Source organism: Paenibacillus lupini, from assembly GCF_011761355.1.
In the GTDB taxonomy this organism is placed as follows: Bacteria; Bacillota; Bacilli; order Paenibacillales; family Paenibacillaceae; genus Pristimantibacillus; species Pristimantibacillus lupini.
Map to the genome: position 1 here is coordinate 107340 of NZ_JAASRW010000009.1, position 19661 is coordinate 127000.

The window sequence follows — 19661 nt, forward strand, 5'->3', positions numbered from 1 at the left end:
GCAGACAATGTGTTGTTTTTGACCCCTAAAAGACACCATTTGTGAGGCTTAACAAATTTGACCAATGGTTGTAAAAGCAAAAAAATGCCGCTCTATTTGCAGGAGCGGCATTTTCTTTAACCTTATCTATTCCACTTCAATCTCTTTTACCGTTTCACCATCAATGAGTACAGGCTGGTAGTAGGTGCTTGTGGGCAGGTCTTTTTTGCCTTGCAGATTCTTGATAATCCAGTCTGCTGCGTCACGGCCCATTTGTTCTTGGGGATGGGTCAGCGTTGTGAGTTTGATATTGGCGTTCTTGGCGATATAGGAATTGTCCTGGCCAATGATGGATAACTCGTCTGGAATGGAGATGCCCAGTTTTCTACAGACATGTACAACTTCGAGACCTACCTCGTCGTTATAGCATACAAGGGCGGTCAAATCATCCCGATTGTCGTTCAGATAACCCTCGAGGTTAGCGGACAGATCCGGCTTCGTAGCCGTATCAAATGAAAGGACATGCTCTTGCTGAAACCGCAATTTGGCTTCCCCAAGTGCTTTAATAAATCCTTTCATTCTAAACTTCCCTTGCAAATCATCCATTTTCGCAATAATGCCGATCTGAGTATGTCCTTTGGCAATGAGCTCCCGGGTTGCGAGATAGCTGGACTGCACATCATCCAGACAGAAGAAAGGAACCTCGAGCTCTTCATAATAGGCATTAATCATCGTGAGCGGGACTTCCTGCTCCTTAAAAGACAGGTAATAAGCAATATTGGGGTTATAAACATTGCTTCTCGTAGGTTCGATAATCAGCCCATCCACGCCGTAGGACAGCATCATTTCGAGCGCCTTTTTTTCCTGAGAAATATCGTTATTCGTACTGGCCAGCAGCAAAGAATAATTATCTTCATTTAATCGGCTTTCAATGCCGCGGATAATGGAAGGAAAGATGTAATCCGAAATATAGGTCGTGATGACACCAATCGTTTTATTTGTGGTTTTCCCACCCGCTTTGGACCGATATTGGGTACTGACGTACGTGCCGGATCCTTTCTCGCTTCTTAGGAATCCCTCATTTGATAACTCCAGAATCGCTTTTCTAACCGTCTGCCGGCTAACGTTGTAATCTTCCTGCAAAGCAAGCTCCGAAGGGATTTTCTCGCCGGATTTGTATGTTCCCGAGAGTATATAACTTTTAAGATCATCAATGATGACCTGATACTTTGGCTTCATGTAATCCACTACTTTCGTAAAGTTGTACGTACACATTCTAGCATACATTGCTTGGAATGCAAATGCAGTCCTATTTGCTTATCTTTTCAATGGTACAAGTTACGTGTGGACGCAATAATGATGACAAAAAAGGATGCTTTTGCAACCCATGTAGGTATAACTATTAGACTATATTGACAAATGTACGTACAGAAAATATACTAGGGCTGTCAGTATGAGAAAGCGCCTTCTTTCGATTGGATTGAGGCTTTTATAGGATTAGAAATTGTTGGGGTTTAACGGAGAGGGGAGATAGGTTAACTATGAGTCTGAAGGAAGCAATTATTAATGGCGAGACTTCACTAGGTATCGAATTCGGCTCTACACGGATCAAAGCGGTACTGATCGATCGTCGTTTTGAGACCATCGCTTCAGGAAGCTATGAGTGGGAGAATTTGCTCAAGGACGGCTATTGGACGTATAACCAGGGGGACATCCTTGTTGGTCTCCAAGCCGCTTATGGTGAATTGAAGCAGGAAGTGGAACGGAATTACGGAGTTACGCTCCGTACAGTCGGTTCAATCGGATTTTCCGCTATGATGCATGGTTACATGGCATTCGACAGCAATGGCGAGCTGCTAGTACCATTCCGGACTTGGCGTAATGCCACAACAGGTGCGGCAGCTAAGGAACTAACGGAATTGTTCCAATTTAATATCCCTGAGCGTTGGAGCATCGCACATTTGTATCAAGCGATCTTAAACGAAGAGGAGCATCTGCCTCGCGTGGATTATGTAACGACGCTGGCGGGCTATATCCACTGGCTGCTCACCGGCAATAAAGCGCTTGGTATTGGCGATGCTTCCGGTATGTTCCCTATTGATGAAGCCACTCATAATTACCATCCAACGATGATCAAGCAATTCGATGATCGAATCGCATCCAAGGGTTATCCGTGGAAGCTTGAGGATCTTCTTCCTAAAGTATGTCTCTCCGGCGAGCAAGCTGGTGAGTTGACGGAGGCTGGCGCCCGCATTCTAGACCCAGCAGGGGATCTGCAGTCTGGCATTCAGCTGTGTCCACCAGAGGGAGATGCCGGTACAGGTATGGTTGCGACGAATAGCGTAAGGAAGCGTACGGGTAATATATCCGTTGGTACTTCTGTGTTTGCCATGATTGTACTTGAGAAGGAATTATCGAAGGTTTATCCGGAAATTGATATGGTCACAACGCCTGACGGTAGTCCAGTTGGCATGGTTCATGCCAACAACTGTTCCAGTGATCTTAACGCCTGGATGGGATTGTTCCGTGAATTCTCCGAAGCGATGGGGTTTGGCGCAGATTCCGGCAAATTGTTCAGTGTACTGCTTGGTAAGGCATTGGAGGCTGATCCGGATGGCGGCGGTTTGCTGAGCTACGGTTATCTCTCGGGCGAGAATATTACAGGAATTGAACAAGGGCGTCCGCTCTTCGTCCGCTCACCTGAAAGCAACTTCACACTGGCTAATTTCATGCGAACGCACTTATTCACAGCCTTTGGAGCGTTGAAGCTGGGTATGGATATTTTGACTGAAAATGAAGATGTAGCTATCGACAGCATTTTGGCTCATGGCGGCCTATTCAAGACTCCTGTCGTTGGACAAAAAATCTTAGCTGGCGCGCTGAACGTACCGATCTCGGTTATGTCCACGGCTGGTGAAGGCGGAGCATGGGGCATGGCGCTTCTGGCTTCTTACCTTATCAACAAGGATCAAGAAGAGGGCTTGGACGACTTCCTCGAGCAGAAGGTCTTTAAAGATGTTGAAGGACAAGAGATTGCTCCGGATGCAGCTGATGTAAGAGGGTTCGAGGCCTTCATCAAACGATATCAAGCAGGGCTTGCGATTGAACAAGCTGCTGTAGAACATCTGCTGGAGAATGGGAGGGACTAACGTTGTTAGAACAACTGAAAGAAGAGGTATATGAAGCGAATCTGGAGCTGCCGAAGCACGGACTTGTAAAATTCACTTGGGGCAATGCGAGCGCTGTTGATCGGGATAGCGGCCTGTTCGTTATCAAACCAAGCGGAGTCAGCTATGACAAGATGAAACCAAGCGACATGGTCGTTGTGGATTTTGACGGTAATGTAGTTGAGGGAGAGATGAGACCCTCTTCGGATACCGCTACTCACGCTGTATTGTACAAACATTATCCGCAAATCGGCGGCATTGTACACACTCACTCTACTTGGGCTACGATCTGGGCGCAAGCGGGACTAGACGTACCTGTTATGGGAACCACACATGCGGACACCTTCTATGGCTCCGTGCCTTGTGCACGTTTCTTGAACCAAGAGGAGATTGACCGGGGCTACGAAGCGGAGACGGGTCATGTCATTATCGAAACGTTCGAGCAGCGCGGCTTGGATGTTATGGCCATTCCGGCTGTCCTGCTTTCAGGACATGCACCTTTCACTTGGGGGAAAGACGCGAAATCGGCAGTCGTGAACAGCGTTGTGCTGGAGGAAGTCTGCAAGATGAATCTGTACGCACGTCAATTGAACCATTTTGCTAAAGAACTGCCGCAAGGCATTCTAGATAAGCACTATCTTCGGAAACACGGCAAAGACGCCTATTACGGGCAGAAATAATAGATTTTACACCTTACTAAATTGAGAAAAGAGGATGATTAAGATGGCAGAAAAACAATTTTGGTTCGTTGTAGGTTCGCAGCATTTGTACGGTGAAGTAGCACTGGCAGAAGTAAAAGCTCACGCACAGACAATGACTGATGCATTGAATAACAGCGGTGTGCTCCCTTATCCGCTTGTCCTGCAGGACCTGGCAGTAACCGCTGATAAAATTACAAGCATCATGAAAGAAGTTAACTATCGTGATGAGGTAGCGGGTGTTATTACTTGGATGCATACCTTCTCGCCTGCGAAAATGTGGATCCGTGGTACGAAGCTGCTGCAGAAGCCTTTACTTCACCTCGCAACGCAATATAATGAAAGCATTCCTTGGGCAACAATCGACATGGACTTCATGAACTTGAACCAAGCGGCTCACGGCGACCGTGAATACGGATTTATTAATGCCCGCCTGAATAAACAAAATAAAATCGTTGTAGGCTATTGGGAACGTCCGGGCGTTCAGCAGCAAATTGCAGATTGGATGGACGTAGCCGTTGCTTACAACGAAAGCTTCAATATTAAAGTAGCTCGTTTCGGCGACAACATGCGTAATGTTGGTGTAACAGAAGGCGACAAGGTCGAGGCTCAAATCCAGTTCGGATGGACTGTCGACTATTACGGTATCGGCGACCTCGTACAATACGTGAATGCTGTTACTGAACAAGAGATCGATGATCTGATGGGCCAATATGCGGAGCTCTACGATTTCGATTACGGCACGAACAGCAAAGAAGCTTGGGAAGCTAGCGTTAGAGTCCAAGCAGGTTATGAAATTGCAATTAAACGTTTCCTTGACGAAAAAAGCTACAATGCCTTTACAACCAACTTCGAAGATTTGCATGGCATGAAGCAGCTTCCGGGTCTTGCTGTGCAGCGCCTGATGGCACAAGGATACGGCTTCGCCGGCGAAGGTGACTGGAAGACAGCTGCGCTTGACCGCTTGATGAAAGTGATGAGCCGCAATCAGAATACGGGCTTTATGGAAGATTACACGTATGAGATGGCAGCTGGTCAAGAAGCGATCCTGCAATCCCACATGCTTGAGGTTGATCCTTCCTTGGCAAGCAACAAACCAAAAATTATCGTTTCCGCACTTGGAATTGGCGATCGTGAAGATCCAGCGCGCCTTGTATTTGACGGAAAAGCTGGTGATGGTGTTGTTGTATCCATGGCGGACTTTGGCACTCATTATAAACTCTTGATCAACGAGGTTTCCGCATTCGAACCTACCGTTCCAGCTCCTAATCTTCCAGTAGCTCGCGTCCTGTGGACAGTGAAGCCGAACTTCCAAGATGGGATCAAAGCTTGGCTCGAGAATGGCGGCGGCCACCATACGGTTGTTTCCTTGAACCTGACAACAGATCAAATCGTGACGTACGCGAAGCTGGTTAATTTGGAATACGTCGTTATTAAATAATTAATCAAAGTGTAGAAACCGTTTCCTTCTAAAATAGGTCTTCCTATTTAGGAAGAAACGGTTTTTTGTTTTTGCTATAATATTTGGTAGATAAGAGGATTAGTTTTTGATGAACGGTGGAATCCTATTTATACGAAATAATAATAGAAAAGAGGAATGGAAATGTCTTATGTTGTTGATTTTAAAAATGTATCCACGGTTGGTTTAGAGTCTTCACCTGTAGCAGATGCGCTTGCTGGTTTACGTGCAAATGAAGCCCGTTATTTTATGAACAAATACAAGCATGAATTTACGGTTGTGCCAGCTAGCGAAAGTCAGGAAGCCCTTGATTACGCGAACAGAGTTTTGAAAGAACGTAATATTGAGTTTGCGGCCAAACCCTTAGAAACATCGCAATTCCAAGTAGAAAATATCAAATTTACGTATGTCTTCTATGAGGATGGGCTTTCTATTAATGTCATGTATACGGTTGATGACCCCAAGAAGCGGGCTGTTGGCTTTAAGCTTTCTGAAGGAATGGAAATTCCAAAGGAGTTAGAAGAGAAGTTCAAGTTTGCTAGGCAGAAGTCTAAGCTGGCTGGAACTATTCGGGGCTCGTTCTTCGTCATTAAAGGAGAATATTAATCTTAAAGAAAAGCCTATTCAAGACTTACGTTTTGGATAGGCTTTTTGGACTTTTCCATCAGGGGGAGGGGTTGCAGAATGAGTGACCAAGACGTGCTGCACATCTTAAACGGTCAAGCGATGTATGAGAAATTTAAAAGTAAAAAGTTTATGGGTACCTATGTCCCCTTTAATGAGGCCATGTGTGTAAATGCGACTACGGCATCTATTTTTGATCAGGCGTTTATTGAAACTAGAGCATCGGGACATCATGAGTCTGTTGAAAATTACCGCAACAAGGTTATAAAGCCCTTAGATGAGCTGTTTCAGAAAAAGTATAACGAAATTGTTCTGTGGTTTGGGGAGGACATGTTTTGTCAGATGAATCTACTAACGATCCTTGCCTATCTTGAGCAGTCTCAGTATAAAGGCAAAGTGGTTTATAATAGCTTTAAAGAGAATGAGTTTAAAATAAGCCCAATAGAGCTTACTTTAGGCAGCTATTATTCCGTCTATGAGGAAGTATTGATTCATCATAAGAAGCCAGCAACTGAACGGTTTCCCTTGATGGATCAGGCAATTAAATTGTTTTTAGAAATGCAGACAGAAGATAATGCCGTTAGAACCTATATTATAGACAATGAACATTTACCTACAACCGAATTGCTTAAGCAATTATTCGAGACTTTCCCAGAAGTAGGATACGGGGATACCCAATATCTAGAGCTGATTGCGAAAATAAAGCAGGTAAAGGGGGATGAAGAAAATGAAATTTAACGCCACGCTTGAGTTGAGCAAAAAAACAGCAACCGGCATTCATGTTCCTGATGAAGTAATTGAGGCTCTTGGAGCAGGCAAGAAGCCGGCTGTTAAAGTAACAATTGGTTCCTACAGCTACCTCAGTACGATAGGGTCAATGGGTGGGAAATACATGCTGCCAGTTAGTCAGGAGCATCGCAGCGGGGCAAACATTCAAGCCGGAGATGAGCTTGAGGTTGAAGTCGAACTGGACACAACACCACGTGAAGTCATTGTGCCAGATGATTTTGCTGAGGTGTTGAATCGCGAAAGCGAGGCACGGCAGTTTTTCGAAAGCTTATCTTACAGCAACAAACGCCGGTTTGTATTGAATATTGAGGGTGCTAAAAGCATTGAAACCAGACAGCGTCGTATTGAAAAATCCGTCGAGTTGCTTCGCGAAGGTAAGCTTCAATAATAAAATGTGAAAAGGCGGGATACGTTGAATAACGAACTGATTTTAGCTGCTGAACGGGGAGACCTGAAGAAGCTTGAGGAGTTAATCAAAGCCGGGGCAAATCTTAATGCACAGGATCATAAGGGGAGAACGGCCATGTTAGCTGCAACCCATTCGAACAAGCCGAAGATCGTGAAAATATTGATAGATGCAGGTGCGGATATGAACTTGCAGGATTACATACATGATAATCCATTTCTTTATGCAGGGGCTCAAGGCCGTCTAGAAATTCTTAAGCTCCTTATTGAAGCTAGGGCGGATACAACGATAACGAACCGTTATGGCGGGAATGCGCTCATTCCTGCAGCTGAGAAAGGGCATGTTGAGAATGTGAGAGCCTTGCTCTCAACCACCAATGTGAACATCAACCATATCAATAACTTAGGGTGGACCGCTCTGCTTGAGGTCGCTATCCTTGGCAATGGTGGTTCCAAGCATCAACAAATCGCTCAGCTGCTTATCGAGTATGGAGCAGACGTAAATATTGCCGATCGAGACGGAGTAACTTCACTGCAGCATGCCAGAAGGAATGGATTTAAGGAAATTGAGCGTATGCTGTTAAGTGCAGGGGCAGCTTTTTAAAAATACAGATATATGCTAGGAGAGCATTAGAGGGAGATTCCGAATGAATAACAACAATGACAACCACTTCATGTTAAGCGAAGATGTATCTTATGAAACAACGATGTTTGGTGTACTGGGGATGCGTATTACGGAATGTACGGGGGAGCGCGTTGTTGCTACCATGCCCGTTGGTCCGGCTACCCGGCAATATTTTGGCGTCCTGCACGGCGGGGCATCGGTAGCTCTTGCCGAAACGGCGGCGAGCGTGGGCACGTACAATCTGATCGATAAAGAGAACCAGCTGGCCGTAGGGATGGAGATCAACGCCAACCATATTCGCTCCAAGCGAGACGGCATTGTCACCGCCGTTGCGACACCTTTGCACAAAGGAAGAACAACGATGGTCTGGGATATTAAAATTACCGACGAGGAAGATCGGTTAATCTGCATCTCCCGCTGTACAGTAGGGATTGTCCCGAAAGTCCGGGAGAGCAGATAGGTTAGCCGGCCTGAAGCAATTTACTCCATAACAAGCCCGCCGGTTACTGGCGTGTAGGTTCCTGTCAAGAACCGCGCGCCGTCTCCGGCGAGGAAAGAAATAACGCCTGCGACATCTTCCGGTTCGGCGATCCGGCCAAGCGGCGTGAAGCTGCCTATGACGCGGCTTTCCTCTTCGGAGATCATAAAGGGCTCAACAGATCTAACGAAGCAGGGAGCAACGACATTAGCCGTGATTCCGCAAGGGCCAAATTCTTGCGCAATATATTTCGCGAACGTATCAAGTCCACCCTTCGCCGTACCATATGCGATTTGTTGAGGGGAAGGATCCTTGCCTTCCGTGCTGGACAGATAGATGATTCTGCCGAATTGCTGTGCTGTCATGACGGGAATAACAGCCTTTGTTGGCTCAAACGCTGCCTGTAATTCATCGGTCAGCTGCCGCTCGAATGCTTCCCATGATTGCTCCGCAAAAGCTGCAGCCTCAGCACGCTGACTTGCCGTGCATACAAGAATATCGATACGTCCATATGCTTGATTCACGGCTTCTACGAGCCGCTCCATTTGCTTCTTATTACGAGCATCCGCCGGAATCGACACCGCTTCGCCGCCATCGGCAACAATCTCGGACGCGACGGCTTCTGCGGACCATTCATTGTCCAAGCCGCTCACAACAACCCTTGCTCCTTGTCTAGCAAGCTGTTTGCAGGTTGCCTTCCCAATCCTATTGGTACCCCCGGTAACAACTACGACTTTCCCCTGTAAGGACATCATGTTCCAACCTCCTACCCTGAGCTTATTCTTTATCCAGCCCATCATATTGACTTGCAATATCGAGTGCCAGCTGCCTTACTTTTGCGGCAACGGAAGCGGGCTCAAGTACAATGACATCGGTCATATAATGGAGTGCCGAGCGAATCAGCCATTGTTCACTAGAGTAAGTCATTCGCACAATAATCTGACCGTCCGGCAGCCGTTCAATATTTTTTTCATCAAAATGGTCCATTACAGACATAGCAGCAGAGGCTTTGAACCGAAGGACAGCGGGAATCCCCTCATTCGATTCATTCTTGGCGGGTGTCTTCCATCTCTCATTCAGCTGCGCTAGCGACTCCTCTCGACGAACGAAGGTGCCGGCTTGTATGCCCAGTTCCCGAATACGGGTCAGCTTGAAAATGCGATAATCGTCACGCAAGCGGCAATAGCCGTGAAGGTACCACGCATAATTTTTGAGCACAAGCGCCATAGGCTCCACCTCGCGCTCTTGCTCGCCGCCGCTTCTGCTCGTGTATGTGAACCGGATGAGCTTCCGGTCATTCACGGCCTGGCGAAGCGAATGATAACGGCTTTGATCCTCATCGCTATTCTTCCAAGGGGAAAAATCGATATGAATACGGTCGCCTTCTCCAGTCCGGCCTTGTTCGGCTTGTGCCACCATGGCGCCAACTTTATTGAGAAGGAGATCCATATTCGAGCGGTCATAAGCCTTCGTGGATTCAAGTCCGCGAAGTGCAGTAGAGAGGGCAGTCAGTTCATCGAAGGATAGCAGCTGCCGATCCAGCCTGAAGCTGTCCATAATCTCATAACCGCCCTCCATGCCGGTATAGGAGACGATGGGAATGCCAGCCTGACCAAGCGAATCGAGATCGCGGTAAATCGTGCGCAGTGATACTTCAAGCTGATCTGCCAGCTCTTGCGCTTGCACCCGTTTTCGATTGAGCAGTAATATTGTGATCGTCATCAACCGTTCAAGCTTCATGGTCATCTCTCCTAAGCCGGCAGACTGCAGATAGCCGATCTATAAATTAATGTGCGGTAACTAATTCTTCGCCTTCTTCAACGGGTTCCATTTTATCCTTCGTCATCAGGAATGCCGCAATCAGGGCCAATACAGCAGGGACCAGGCTCCAGGCAAAGGTTGCTCCAATGGAGCTCGACAGCCCAGACGTTATGGTATTGAGAAGCTGAGGATCGACCGTTTGACGAAATGCCGGATTCAGCAGGGCATGAGGGTCACTTAAGTTCAAGTCAGAAGGGAGTGCTGCGTTACCATTGCCAAGCGAATCACTGAGCTTCGAGAGCAGGCTGTGGCTTTGTACAATCCCGAAAATCGTAATGCCAAGCGACATGCCAAGCGAGCGGTTGAAATTTAACGTTGAGCTTGCCGCCCCGCGCTGCGCCGCAGGGAACGTATGAAGCACGGAGGTGCTTAATACCGAGAAGGAAGCGCCAATTCCAAGACCGATCAGAATCATAATTCCCGTAATGGAAAGTCTAGAAGATTCTACCGTAATTTGCGAAAGAAGGGCAAGACCTGCCAGCAGGATCGCCAGCGTCCCGATCATAATGGTCCGGTATTGCAGCTTTGTCATCAGAAACCCGCCAAGCGTCGCGGTAACAACTGAACCCATCATCATGGGCAATAAGGTCAAGCCGGAATTAGAGGCAGATCCACCGATTACGCCTTGAACATAGATCGGGATAAAAATCGCAGCCGTCATGTACGCCGCGCCGCTGAGCATGGCGACCAGATTGCTTGTCGTGTACAGTCTGCTGCGGAACAAGCGGAACGAGATGATTGGTTCAGCAGCTTTTCTCTCGACCAATACAAGCAAGAAGGTAAGGATGGCAAATCCGGCAAACAATCCGATAATTTGCGGGGAATCCCAGGCATACGTTTTGCCGCCGAGCTCAAGTCCGAAAATAAAGCAGACGATAGCTCCTACCAGTAGAACAGAGCCTGCCCAGTCGATCTTTTGCCGGGAATGCGCTGCTGATTCCTTATAGAACAGGGTAATCATCAGCAGGGCAATGAAGCCAAGCGGCAGATTGATGTAGAAGATCCACGACCAATTGAGATGGTCGGTGATGTACCCGCCAAGCAGCGGACCAATCACACTCGACAGACCAAATACCGCGCCAAATGCCCCCATCATTTTGCCGCGATCCTTAGATGGCACGACATCGAACAAAATCGTAAACGCAATGGACACCATCGCCCCGGCTCCAACTCCTTGCACGGCCCGGTAAATACTTAACTCCACGATGGAATGCGCCATTCCGCACAAGGCGGAGCCTATCATAAACACGATAATCCCAAAGATAAAAAATCGCTTGCGCCCATACATATCGGACAGCTTGCCGAAGATAGGCATGCAGGCCATCTCTGCGACCATATACGCGGTGGTGACCCAAACGAATTTGTCGAGTCCTCCCATCTCGCCAACGATTGTACCGATTGCAGTTGATACAACCGTGTTATCCATGGACGCCATTAATATGGCAAGTAATAGTCCTCCAACGATGGCTGCCATTTTATTTTTCATATCTAATCCTTCCTTTCTTTTACCTGAATGAGTTGCTTGAGCGATCATCTGAGATCATCATAAGCTACCCTTGTTGACAACTGTCTGTCAGGGAAGAAAGGCGTTCGGTGATATTTTTAAAAAAATTTCAGGTAACAGAAAAAAGGCAGATGCCGAGTTGTATCGGCAGCCTGCCTTTCATATAACGTGGTCATATCTTATGTTGAAATTGAAAAAGTTATTTTGATCTCCTCTATTACAGAAAACGGCCAACAGCCACAAGTGCCGCTAACAGGATAAAGACAATGTTCACGCCGATCTCCCGGTATTCCTTTCGTGTCAGATGCAGGACTGCGCCTGATAATACAACTGCAGCAAGTGCGGTGGCGGCAATTGGTGTTAGTATAGGTGCAATGTTCAATGCTTGAGGCAGAATGAGCGCAATTGCTCCAACTAACTCTGCTAGCCCGATAAAGATGACAAGCCCTTTTGGTACGTCTTTTACCCATCCCCACGCAGCTTCGGCTTTGTTATACTGAAACGCCTTCAGCCATCCTGAGTAGACAAAAGCAAGAGCTGCAAGCCCTTGTATAATCCATAATGTAATATTCATGAATAGTATCGACCTCCTGATCCTTTTTAACGACCCTCTAAGGTATAATAGACCCAAGCAAACGGATTGAGGAAGTAGGCACTTAATCTAAACAGAGTAAACAAAAAGTAACCTAGAGAAGCCCAAGAGGTGAGAGTTTCATGAAACAATACTGCAAGTTCGAATCGGCACTGGAAATATTGATCGGCAATGGAAGCCCGTTATTCTGCTGCAGCTTATTTCAAACGGCACAATGCGATTCAGCGAGCTGCAAAAAGCGATACCCGATATAAACAAAAAGATGCTTACCCAGCAATTAAGAGAACTGGAGTATAACGATATCGTGCACCGTGAGGTGTATAATCAAGTCCCCCCGAAGGTAGAGTATTCGATTTCGGAATACGGCCAGAGCTTAGGTAAGGTGCTGCAGGTCATGAACGATTGGGGAGAGGCTCATCTGGAGCATATGAATGTATTGTACGGGGTAGATCAGTCAGAAGATCTTCCGGCCAAATGAGGTTATTACACGTTCGGAGATTATAGCCATGATTAGCCGTATTGTAGACTTCAAGGCGGTAGAGACGCAGCAGACGGTGAACTTTAATGATATTACAAGCTCCTGGAATGCGGACGATATTCGGGGCGCAGCATCTGCCGGTATTATCAATGGCCGTGCTGAAGGCGTCTTTGCTCCACAAGAACAGTCGACTAGAGCTGAAGCTTTGAGCATTATACTGCGTGTACTGAATTTGAATCCTGAGATTAAAGCGTTGCTTGACCAGCTTAAAGTCTAAAATGGGCAGTGAATAAACAAAGAAACCATGCTTTTCGCAATAGAGTTAGCACCTCTAATTGCCCAAGCATGGTTTTCTTTTTTATTTGTCGGTTGCATAATAGACCAAAGCGAGTGCTGGCAAAGCGATTCCGATCCACAAGGCTGCATGCCAGCCTCCCGCCGCGTATGCCCACCCGCCAAGCGCAGAGCCGGAGGCACCTCCGGCAAAAAATATCGCCATGAACAAGCCGTTAAGCCGACTTCGGACCTCGGCCCCCAATGAAAAGATTGCTCTCTGGCTTAAAACCAGGTTAGCCGATACCCCCATGTCAAGAACGATGGCTGTAACGACGAGAAGAATCAGAGCGAACGTTGAGCCGCTTGGGGCGGCTAGGGGCAGTGCAATCGAGATAAGGACGAGTCCCAGTGCGATACCGGTAGCGGGACGAATCCATCCGCGGTCTGCCATTCGGCCGGCAACGGGTGCCGCTAGCGCACCGGATACCCCGACTAAGGCAAATAAAGCGACTTCCTGCTGGGAGAAACGGAAGGCCGGACCAGTCAAGTAGAGCGGAACCGTTGTCCAGAACAAACTGAATGTTCCAAATACCCCAGCATGGTAAAGCGCTCTTCGCTGCAGGATTGGCGTCGACTTCAGCAACTCAAGCATTGAGCTGAGCAGAGCTGGATAACGAGTTGAGGTCTGAGGACGCCGGGGCGGAAGCGCCCGCAGCAACACCAAAGCCAAGGCTAGCATAGCGGCCGCGGATAAATAGTAAATAGCTCTCCAGCCCATGTACTCTGCCGCCAAGCTTGATACTGGACGGGCCAGCATAATCCCAAGCAGCAGGCCGCTCATGACGTTACCGACATTGCGGCCTCGAGTCGCGTCCGGAGATAGATGGGCCGCATACGGCACAAGAACCTGGGCCGCTACGGAAACCATTCCGATTAGCATGGAAGCAAGCAAAAATAAAGTAATGTTATGAATACCTCCACCGATTGCCAGAACGATAGCTGCTAATACCAGCAGGATAACTACCAGTTTCCGGTTCTCCACGATATCTCCCAAGGGAACAAGGAATAACAGCCCGATGCCATAACCGATCTGAGCCAGCGTAACGATCAGGCCTGATGCTCCGGAGGAAAGTCCAAGATCCGCGCTGATTGGCCCAATCAAGGGCTGTGCATAATAAAGGTTAGCTACAATCAGGCCGCAGGCAGCGGCGAGAATAAGGATGATTCTCGGCGAAAAAGGCTTGTCGATTGAGGATTGCTTTTCAGTTGTCTCCATCTTACGTCTCCTTTGTGTTTGACGCTTATCGCGCATTTTATTGGAACAATCGTTCCGATATTAACAAAAAAAGTGAAGCCCTCTCTTACAGCATGTTGAGAACGGCCTCGATCATGTCGTCATACAGTTTTCTATCAGGCTGCATCTTGGTAACGATATTGATTCCGTGGTTCAGGTTCAGCAGCAGGATCGCCATTGTTTTTAGATCCTTGTCTGGAGCAATTTCTCCTGTCTGCTGTCCTCTCTTGAGTGCATCGGTAAAGCATTTCTCTAGTCGGTCGAAGCTGTCCCGGATCGCAACTTGCACCAGATCATCCGGGGAATCCATGCCGACAGTAGCATTTGTGATTAAGCAGCCATGGGGCAAAGCTTCATCCAAAGCGGCGGATACATGGCGTTCGAAATATCGGCGGATGCCTTCCTTCGCGGATGGTGAACTCTCCAAGAGGCTTCTTTTGCTCAAGCTCAGGGTCTTATAACGTTCGATTGCTTCCAAGTAGAGTGTTTCTTTGCCTGTGAATGTCTCATATAAGCTTGATCGGCTTAAGCCCATGGCTTGCAGCAGATCCGGAATACTGGTTGCTTCGTAGCCCTTTTCCCAGAACACAAGCATGGCCTTGTGAAGGACTTCCTCCCGGTCGAATTCTTTAATGCGTCCGATGATGAATGCCCCCTTTCGCAAGTACAGCATATCATTTGAGGAACGATCAGTCCAGTATTTTTGTGTCGACTTGCCGACAGGCATTTATCGTTCAATCGCGTAGCGCAACTGTATAACACCACCGCCCAGAGGCTTGCAGTCCAGCAATTGAACATGCTTATATTCGTAGTTGTCTTTGTCGATTAATAGGTTTAACCCTTTGCCTTCTAATACAGGTGCTACATTGAAAATCACTTCGTCGACAAGTCCTTCGCCCAGAAATGAGTTATGAATATCAGCCCCACCACTAATGAGAGCGGTTTGATGGCCTTTTTGCTGAAGGCAGGTCAGGGCCTCTTGAGGTGATCTTACTACCGTTACGCCTGGGATTTCGGAGGCATTCTTTGAAACTACAACGATGTCGACTTCGGCAAAGGGACCTCCACCGCCACTTCCACGCATGGCCTCGAATGTTTTCCTCCCAACAATGAAATTTCCTGCTGCTGCAGCCTGTGCCGCGAAATCATTTAAGGCTTCTTTTGTTGGCGGGTTATTGGCACCAGATTGTGCATAATTGCCGTTAGCAGTTAAAGTTGCCCATAAAATAGTTTTCATCGTAAAATTCCTCCTCATGTTCTGTTTCGTATGGTTCGAATGGATGCCGCAACCCGATCCGGACGATCTTCTTGGACATAATGTGATGCGTCCTCCAGGATCTCGGTTTCGTTCAACGGCAGGACGTTTTGCCATTTGGCCATCTGCCCAAGCGGGAATCCGGCACTGTCTTTTATTCCCCATAAAATTTGTGCAGGCAAATCGGATAGGTTAGACAACCTCGATTCAATATTAGCGAGCCATGCTCGTGCTTTACGGATCTGTCTGGGGAATATCCATGTTGGCTTCCTGGACTTTGGAGTAGGAAACGGATCGGTATAAGCCGATCGCAAGCTATTCGTGACCTTATCGGTCTGGTAGATGCCGTGTGGGACAATGACTTTAGCAAAAAAATTAAGACGTGTCTGAAGCCAGTATCCGATAGGCCAGCCTCCCATTGCTAGAGAGAACAATTTCATTGGTAATATTTCTGCTGGCCAGGCCCAAGTATTCATCACAACGATGCCGCGCAGGTTAGTTCGATGCTGCACCGCATAGTTCAGGCCGATCGGGCCTCCCCAGTCTTGAACGACTAGTATGAAATGCTTAAGATCCAAATGACGGATCAATTCATGAATAGCTTCCGATTGCTCTTGTGGTGTAAAGCCGTAGCCGCTTGGTGCTGTTGACATGCCGAATCCGGGGTAATCTGGAGCGATAAGACGAAACTCATTGCGCAGCTCTTTAATAACGTTTCGATAAAGAAATGACCATGTAGGATTGCCGTGGAGCAGAAGAACCACAGGGCCTTGCCCTTCATCCAGGTAATGAATGTGTCCATCGCGATAAGGCAGCCAATGATCGGTGAATGGATACTCCGCTTGATCTACTTGAAACGGTCTATTCAAAAGGTCTTCCTCCTTCTGAGAGTTACTAACAACATTTCCCTTTCCTGATTCACATCTTAAAGGTTCTATGGTACATTTGAAAAGTAGTTACATTAAAGTGCAATAGTTTCAAAAAATGAACTATGGAGGAAAAATCGATGATGGACCAGTCTTGTCCTGGCACGGTTGAGCCTATTCTGGAGATTTTGGATGGGAAATGGATGCTTCTTCTCTTGTTCGAATTGTTTAACGGGACAAAGCGTTTTGGGGAATTACGCCGCAAGCTGCAGCCTATTAGTCCAAAAACGTTGACTGACCGCTTACGGTTATTAGAGGATAAGGGGATTGTTACTCGTACGATTTATCCGGGTGTGCCACTGCATGTTGAATATGAACTTACCGAGAGTGGGCAAGGCTTGCAACCCATATTTGCGGCTATGTGGGCGTGGACCCAGGAGCATGGGGCAGGCTTGAGGAATGAAACGAACTTAAAGCCGAGTACTGGCAGTTAATAAGCAAGAAACCATGCTTTTCGCAAGAGGGGGTCAGCGCCTCTAACTGCGTTAGCATGGTTTCTTTTTTAATCTTTTTTGTAGAAAAATCTCGATAATAAGATACCGATGAGCCCAAGTCCAATAAATAATATCGCTTTAGCAAGTAAGGATACACTTGGCAAATCCATTAGAATGACCTTCATTAAGGTCAGGAATAACAGGGCAATACCTGTCAGCCTAGCTTGCTTTATTTGCTTTTTCAATCCATATCCAATGACGACAACCGAGTAGGCCACCCATACCGTTGATACTAAAAGATGCTGGGCATTTGTGCTGAAGTCCTTTGTTAGTAGATTGGTTAACTCAGTAAGGAAGACCAGGAAGGCTAAGCCAATGCCGTACCATAGTAGAATTAGGGTGCTTTTTGTGTTTCTGCCCAATTCGAAGTGATAAACCAGTCTAATTAAACCACCTAACGTTCCAAGTAATACGATCCAAATGAGCATTTCAACTGAGAAAATGCTGTCCAGGTTTCCTGTTACCGTATTGATTCCAATCAAGCATCCAAGTACATAGATCAGAATACCGTTCATTTTTTGCAATAAGGACTTCACAACAAATCCAAGCCATAACGCCGCAATACCCTCAAGTAATAAGACGACTGGTAAAACTTCTGATCCGAGGAGATTAGCCAGGCAGAATAATAGGGCATAACTTGCTATTGTAAGAGTGTAGGGCACTTTACCTTTGTGCTCTGCTTTCCTCCAAAACCAAACGGTTAATAAGGCGTATACAACAAACATGATAAGCATGACAACGTTAAATAGCAGGTCTGAATAGGATAATTTAAACCAGAGAGCAGTCAATGCAAAGCTTGGAACAAGCATTCTAAGTTGATGGCTCATGATTGTGGTTTTCGAGAATATGGAGAGAAGCAGTACAATTTGCTGGACAAGTACTCCTATAGCAACAACTCGTTCATTCCCATCCGCAATTAACTGGTAGATCGCTAATGCAACCTGAAGTAATACAAAGGATTGATAGAACAGGGCAGCAAATTTGCTCTTTATCGCGTAAGCCATGAAGCTAATGAATACCACGGATTCGTAAGTAACAAAGAATACGACAGATGGATGATCGCTATCTAGTAAGAATGGAGTCAGCACGCCTGCTGCGCTCGCTAACACAGCGAGAGGCTGGGATTTCAGGCTGTTAGAGAACACGACTCCTGCTATGACAAACAATACATTTAGAATTAAGGCCACGGGTACACTCATTAGTTCATATAAACTATGGGCTGCAAATGTGGTGAGCATACCTATCGCGATGGAGCCCCCTAATAATACTTGTGAGAGCAATGGACGCTTTGCCTTCTGCTGTCTGAATCCCAAGAATATAAAAACCCCGGCAGCCAAATAGCCTGTGACACAGCGCATGGATTCCGTTATGAATCCGCCATCAACAGCTGCTTTAAATCCCCAGATCATCCCAATAAGCAGCACGAACAAAAAGATTCTTGGCAGCCATACCCTTGCAATAAGATGCTCCCAATCGGTTTCTTTTTTGATCTTCTGCTGTTGTGCAGGACGCACTGTTGATTCATGTGGAGTCTTCTTTAAATGATTGGTACGCATTGACGTCGGTGAAGCGGGAAGTCTGCTCTGTTTCAATTCCGTTATTTCTTGTTCGAGCTCCGTAATCCTTGCTTCTAACTTACTTACTCGCTCATCAAGTTCCAACTAAGAAGTCCCCCTTTTTACTGAAAATGTGCAATTATTATACATTACTCATTATAGGAAGTATTTTACTTGTCTGATTCATGGAGCGTCAATGACAAACGACATTATCGCCCAAGTCAGGACCCTCTGTTATAATGGGGTCACAAAGGGGCTGCGTTAATTTTCAAGAAACTGACGGCCAGTTTGCAGGTATAAGCTGCGCAGGTTGTTCAGATGGACTTATACGGAAGGGGCACTCCAATCGGAGTGCCCCTTTTTATGCTATTATGGCAGTAGTTGGCTTTCTGATACGCAAATATTCGATTTTATCTAATAACTAAAGGATGTGTCAGCAATGAAACTAGAAGAGGTTATGCAGGAGCTTGAAGCGCTTGGCAAGGAACGAAGCAAAAAGATGTATCAGTCCAATGGTGCGCATGAACCGCTGTTTGGTGTGGCGACTGGGGCAATGAAGCCTCTCTTCAGAACAATAAAGCTCAACCAGCCATTAGCGGAGGAGCTCTATGCGACAGGAAACTACGATGCGATGTACTTTGCCGGGATAATCGCAGAGCCTAAAGCGATGACGGCGGAGGACTTTGAGCGATGGATCGATGGCGCTTATTTTTATATGCTATCGGACTTTGTGGTCGCTGTAACCTTGTCAGAATCGGATATTGCACAAGAAGTGTCAGATAAATGGATTACAAGTGGTATCGATCTGAAAATGTCAGCAGGCTGGAGCTGTTACTGCTGGCTGCTTGGCAATCGTCCGGATCGTGAGTTCTCGGAAGAGAAGCTTGCCGCTATGCTGGAGCTTGTGAAAAACACGATTCATGATGCCCCTGATCGGACAAAATACTCGATGAACAATTTCATTTATACGGTGGCGGTATCCTATCAGCCGCTTCATGAGAAGGCCGTCGAGACCGCGAATGAAGTAGGTCCGGTAGAAGTGAATCAAGGAACAGCCAAAAGCAAGTTCATTCATGCGGCTGTTAATATTCAAACGGCGGTAGACAAAGGGCGGACTGGCTTCAAACGTAAGCATGTAAGATGCTAAACCCGAAAATAACCCTCAAAAAACTCTTGCACCTTACGCAACGTCATCTTTTATGATTGAGCTATAGCAAGGCAAAACCATTTTGAGGGGGACA

Annotated in this window: 20 protein-coding genes and 2 pseudogenes; 12 read left to right on the forward strand and 10 right to left on the reverse strand. The window is 46.8% G+C overall.

Annotated features, from left to right (window positions below; translation table 11 throughout):
• Nucleotides 1-126 precede the first annotated feature (126 nt).
• The gene (locus FHS17_RS25580) at nt 127-1218 is read right to left on the reverse strand and encodes a GntR family transcriptional regulator (RefSeq protein WP_167281372.1); all 1092 of its coding nucleotides are present in this window, start codon (nt 1216-1218) and stop codon (nt 127-129) included.
• A 302-nt stretch (nt 1219-1520) separates the two neighbouring features.
• Between FHS17_RS25580 and FHS17_RS25585 the strand changes: the two genes are divergently transcribed.
• The 8 genes and pseudogenes from FHS17_RS25585 to FHS17_RS25620 all read left to right on the forward strand — a co-directional run bounded on the left by FHS17_RS25585 (nt 1521) and on the right by FHS17_RS25620 (nt 8206).
• Nucleotides 1521-3128: a xylulokinase gene (locus FHS17_RS25585; RefSeq protein WP_167281374.1), complete on the forward strand. Its 1608-nt coding sequence runs from the start codon at nt 1521-1523 to the stop codon at nt 3126-3128.
• Nucleotides 3129-3130: 2 nt separating this feature from the next.
• On the forward strand, nt 3131-3826 hold the full coding sequence (locus tag FHS17_RS25590; RefSeq protein WP_167281376.1) for an L-ribulose-5-phosphate 4-epimerase: 696 nt from the start codon (nt 3131-3133) through the stop codon (nt 3824-3826).
• Between the two features lie 34 nt (nt 3827-3860).
• Nucleotides 3861-5285, forward strand: coding sequence for an L-arabinose isomerase (gene araA, locus FHS17_RS25595; RefSeq protein ID WP_167281378.1), 1425 nt, complete (start codon nt 3861-3863; stop codon nt 5283-5285).
• A gap of 162 nt (nt 5286-5447) precedes the next feature.
• Nucleotides 5448-5909 carry a phage tail protein gene (locus FHS17_RS25600; protein WP_167281380.1) on the forward strand — a complete coding sequence of 154 codons (462 nt, stop codon included), beginning with the start codon at nt 5448-5450 and terminating at the stop codon, nt 5907-5909.
• 84 nt (nt 5910-5993) lie between these two features.
• Nucleotides 5994-6665 (forward strand): annotated as a pseudogene (locus FHS17_RS25605) (AraC family transcriptional regulator); the annotation flags it as partial.
• Nucleotides 6655-7104, forward strand: a complete 450-nt coding sequence (locus FHS17_RS25610) for a YdeI/OmpD-associated family protein (RefSeq protein WP_167281382.1) — start codon at nt 6655-6657, stop codon at nt 7102-7104. The pseudogene FHS17_RS25605 and the gene FHS17_RS25610, both read left to right, overlap by 11 nt.
• Nucleotides 7105-7128: 24 nt before the next feature.
• Nucleotides 7129-7725, forward strand: coding sequence for an ankyrin repeat domain-containing protein (locus tag FHS17_RS25615; protein ID WP_167281384.1), 597 nt, complete (start codon nt 7129-7131; stop codon nt 7723-7725).
• Nucleotides 7726-7768: 43 nt separating this feature from the next.
• Nucleotides 7769-8206: a hotdog fold thioesterase gene (locus FHS17_RS25620; RefSeq protein ID WP_415639854.1), complete on the forward strand. Its 438-nt coding sequence runs from the start codon at nt 7769-7771 to the stop codon at nt 8204-8206.
• Nucleotides 8207-8226: 20 nt separating this feature from the next.
• Here the strand turns inward: FHS17_RS25620 and FHS17_RS25625 are convergent, their stop codons facing one another.
• The 4 genes from FHS17_RS25625 to FHS17_RS25640 all read right to left on the reverse strand — a co-directional run bounded on the left by FHS17_RS25625 (nt 8227) and on the right by FHS17_RS25640 (nt 12123).
• Nucleotides 8227-8979, reverse strand: coding sequence for an SDR family NAD(P)-dependent oxidoreductase (locus tag FHS17_RS25625; protein ID WP_243865542.1), 753 nt, complete (start codon nt 8977-8979; stop codon nt 8227-8229).
• 22 nt (nt 8980-9001) lie between these two features.
• Nucleotides 9002-9964 carry a helix-turn-helix transcriptional regulator gene (locus FHS17_RS25630; RefSeq protein WP_167281387.1) on the reverse strand — a complete coding sequence of 321 codons (963 nt, stop codon included), beginning with the start codon at nt 9962-9964 and terminating at the stop codon, nt 9002-9004.
• Between the two features lie 46 nt (nt 9965-10010).
• Entirely contained in the window at nt 10011-11579 is a 1569-nt protein-coding gene (locus tag FHS17_RS25635) for an MDR family MFS transporter (RefSeq protein ID WP_167281390.1), read from the reverse strand.
• A 187-nt stretch (nt 11580-11766) separates the two neighbouring features.
• Entirely contained in the window at nt 11767-12123 is a 357-nt protein-coding gene (locus tag FHS17_RS25640) for a DoxX family protein (RefSeq protein ID WP_167281392.1), read from the reverse strand.
• A gap of 140 nt (nt 12124-12263) precedes the next feature.
• On the opposite strand from FHS17_RS25640, the pseudogene FHS17_RS25645 reads away from it, so the two are divergent.
• Nucleotides 12264-12619 (forward strand): annotated as a pseudogene (locus FHS17_RS25645) (winged helix-turn-helix transcriptional regulator).
• A 28-nt stretch (nt 12620-12647) separates the two neighbouring features.
• Nucleotides 12648-12896, forward strand: a complete 249-nt coding sequence (locus tag FHS17_RS25650; RefSeq protein WP_167281395.1) for an S-layer homology domain-containing protein — start codon at nt 12648-12650, stop codon at nt 12894-12896.
• Between the two features lie 81 nt (nt 12897-12977).
• Here FHS17_RS25650 and FHS17_RS25655 read toward each other — a convergent pair whose 3' ends face one another.
• The 4 genes from FHS17_RS25655 to FHS17_RS25670 all read right to left on the reverse strand — a co-directional run bounded on the left by FHS17_RS25655 (nt 12978) and on the right by FHS17_RS25670 (nt 16313).
• On the reverse strand, nt 12978-14171 hold the full coding sequence (locus FHS17_RS25655; RefSeq protein ID WP_167281397.1) for an MFS transporter: 1194 nt from the start codon (nt 14169-14171) through the stop codon (nt 12978-12980).
• Between the two features lie 85 nt (nt 14172-14256).
• Entirely contained in the window at nt 14257-14916 is a 660-nt protein-coding gene (locus FHS17_RS25660) for a TetR/AcrR family transcriptional regulator (RefSeq protein WP_243865544.1), read from the reverse strand.
• Nucleotides 14917-15426, reverse strand: coding sequence for a dihydrofolate reductase family protein (locus FHS17_RS25665; protein WP_167281400.1), 510 nt, complete (start codon nt 15424-15426; stop codon nt 14917-14919).
• Nucleotides 15427-15440: 14 nt separating this feature from the next.
• The gene (locus tag FHS17_RS25670; RefSeq protein ID WP_167281403.1) at nt 15441-16313 is read right to left on the reverse strand and encodes an alpha/beta fold hydrolase; all 873 of its coding nucleotides are present in this window, start codon (nt 16311-16313) and stop codon (nt 15441-15443) included.
• Nucleotides 16314-16450: 137 nt separating this feature from the next.
• On the opposite strand from FHS17_RS25670, the gene FHS17_RS25675 reads away from it, so the two are divergent.
• Nucleotides 16451-16804: a winged helix-turn-helix transcriptional regulator gene (locus FHS17_RS25675; protein ID WP_167281406.1), complete on the forward strand. Its 354-nt coding sequence runs from the start codon at nt 16451-16453 to the stop codon at nt 16802-16804.
• A gap of 68 nt (nt 16805-16872) precedes the next feature.
• Here the strand turns inward: FHS17_RS25675 and FHS17_RS25680 are convergent, their stop codons facing one another.
• On the reverse strand, nt 16873-18525 hold the full coding sequence (locus tag FHS17_RS25680) for a DUF2339 domain-containing protein (RefSeq protein WP_167281409.1): 1653 nt from the start codon (nt 18523-18525) through the stop codon (nt 16873-16875).
• A 334-nt stretch (nt 18526-18859) separates the two neighbouring features.
• On the opposite strand from FHS17_RS25680, the gene FHS17_RS25685 reads away from it, so the two are divergent.
• Nucleotides 18860-19567 (forward strand): DNA alkylation repair protein, encoded by a 708-nt coding sequence (locus tag FHS17_RS25685; protein ID WP_167281412.1) that lies wholly within the window; start codon nt 18860-18862, stop codon nt 19565-19567.
• The last annotated feature ends 94 nt before the right edge of the window (nt 19568-19661 follow it).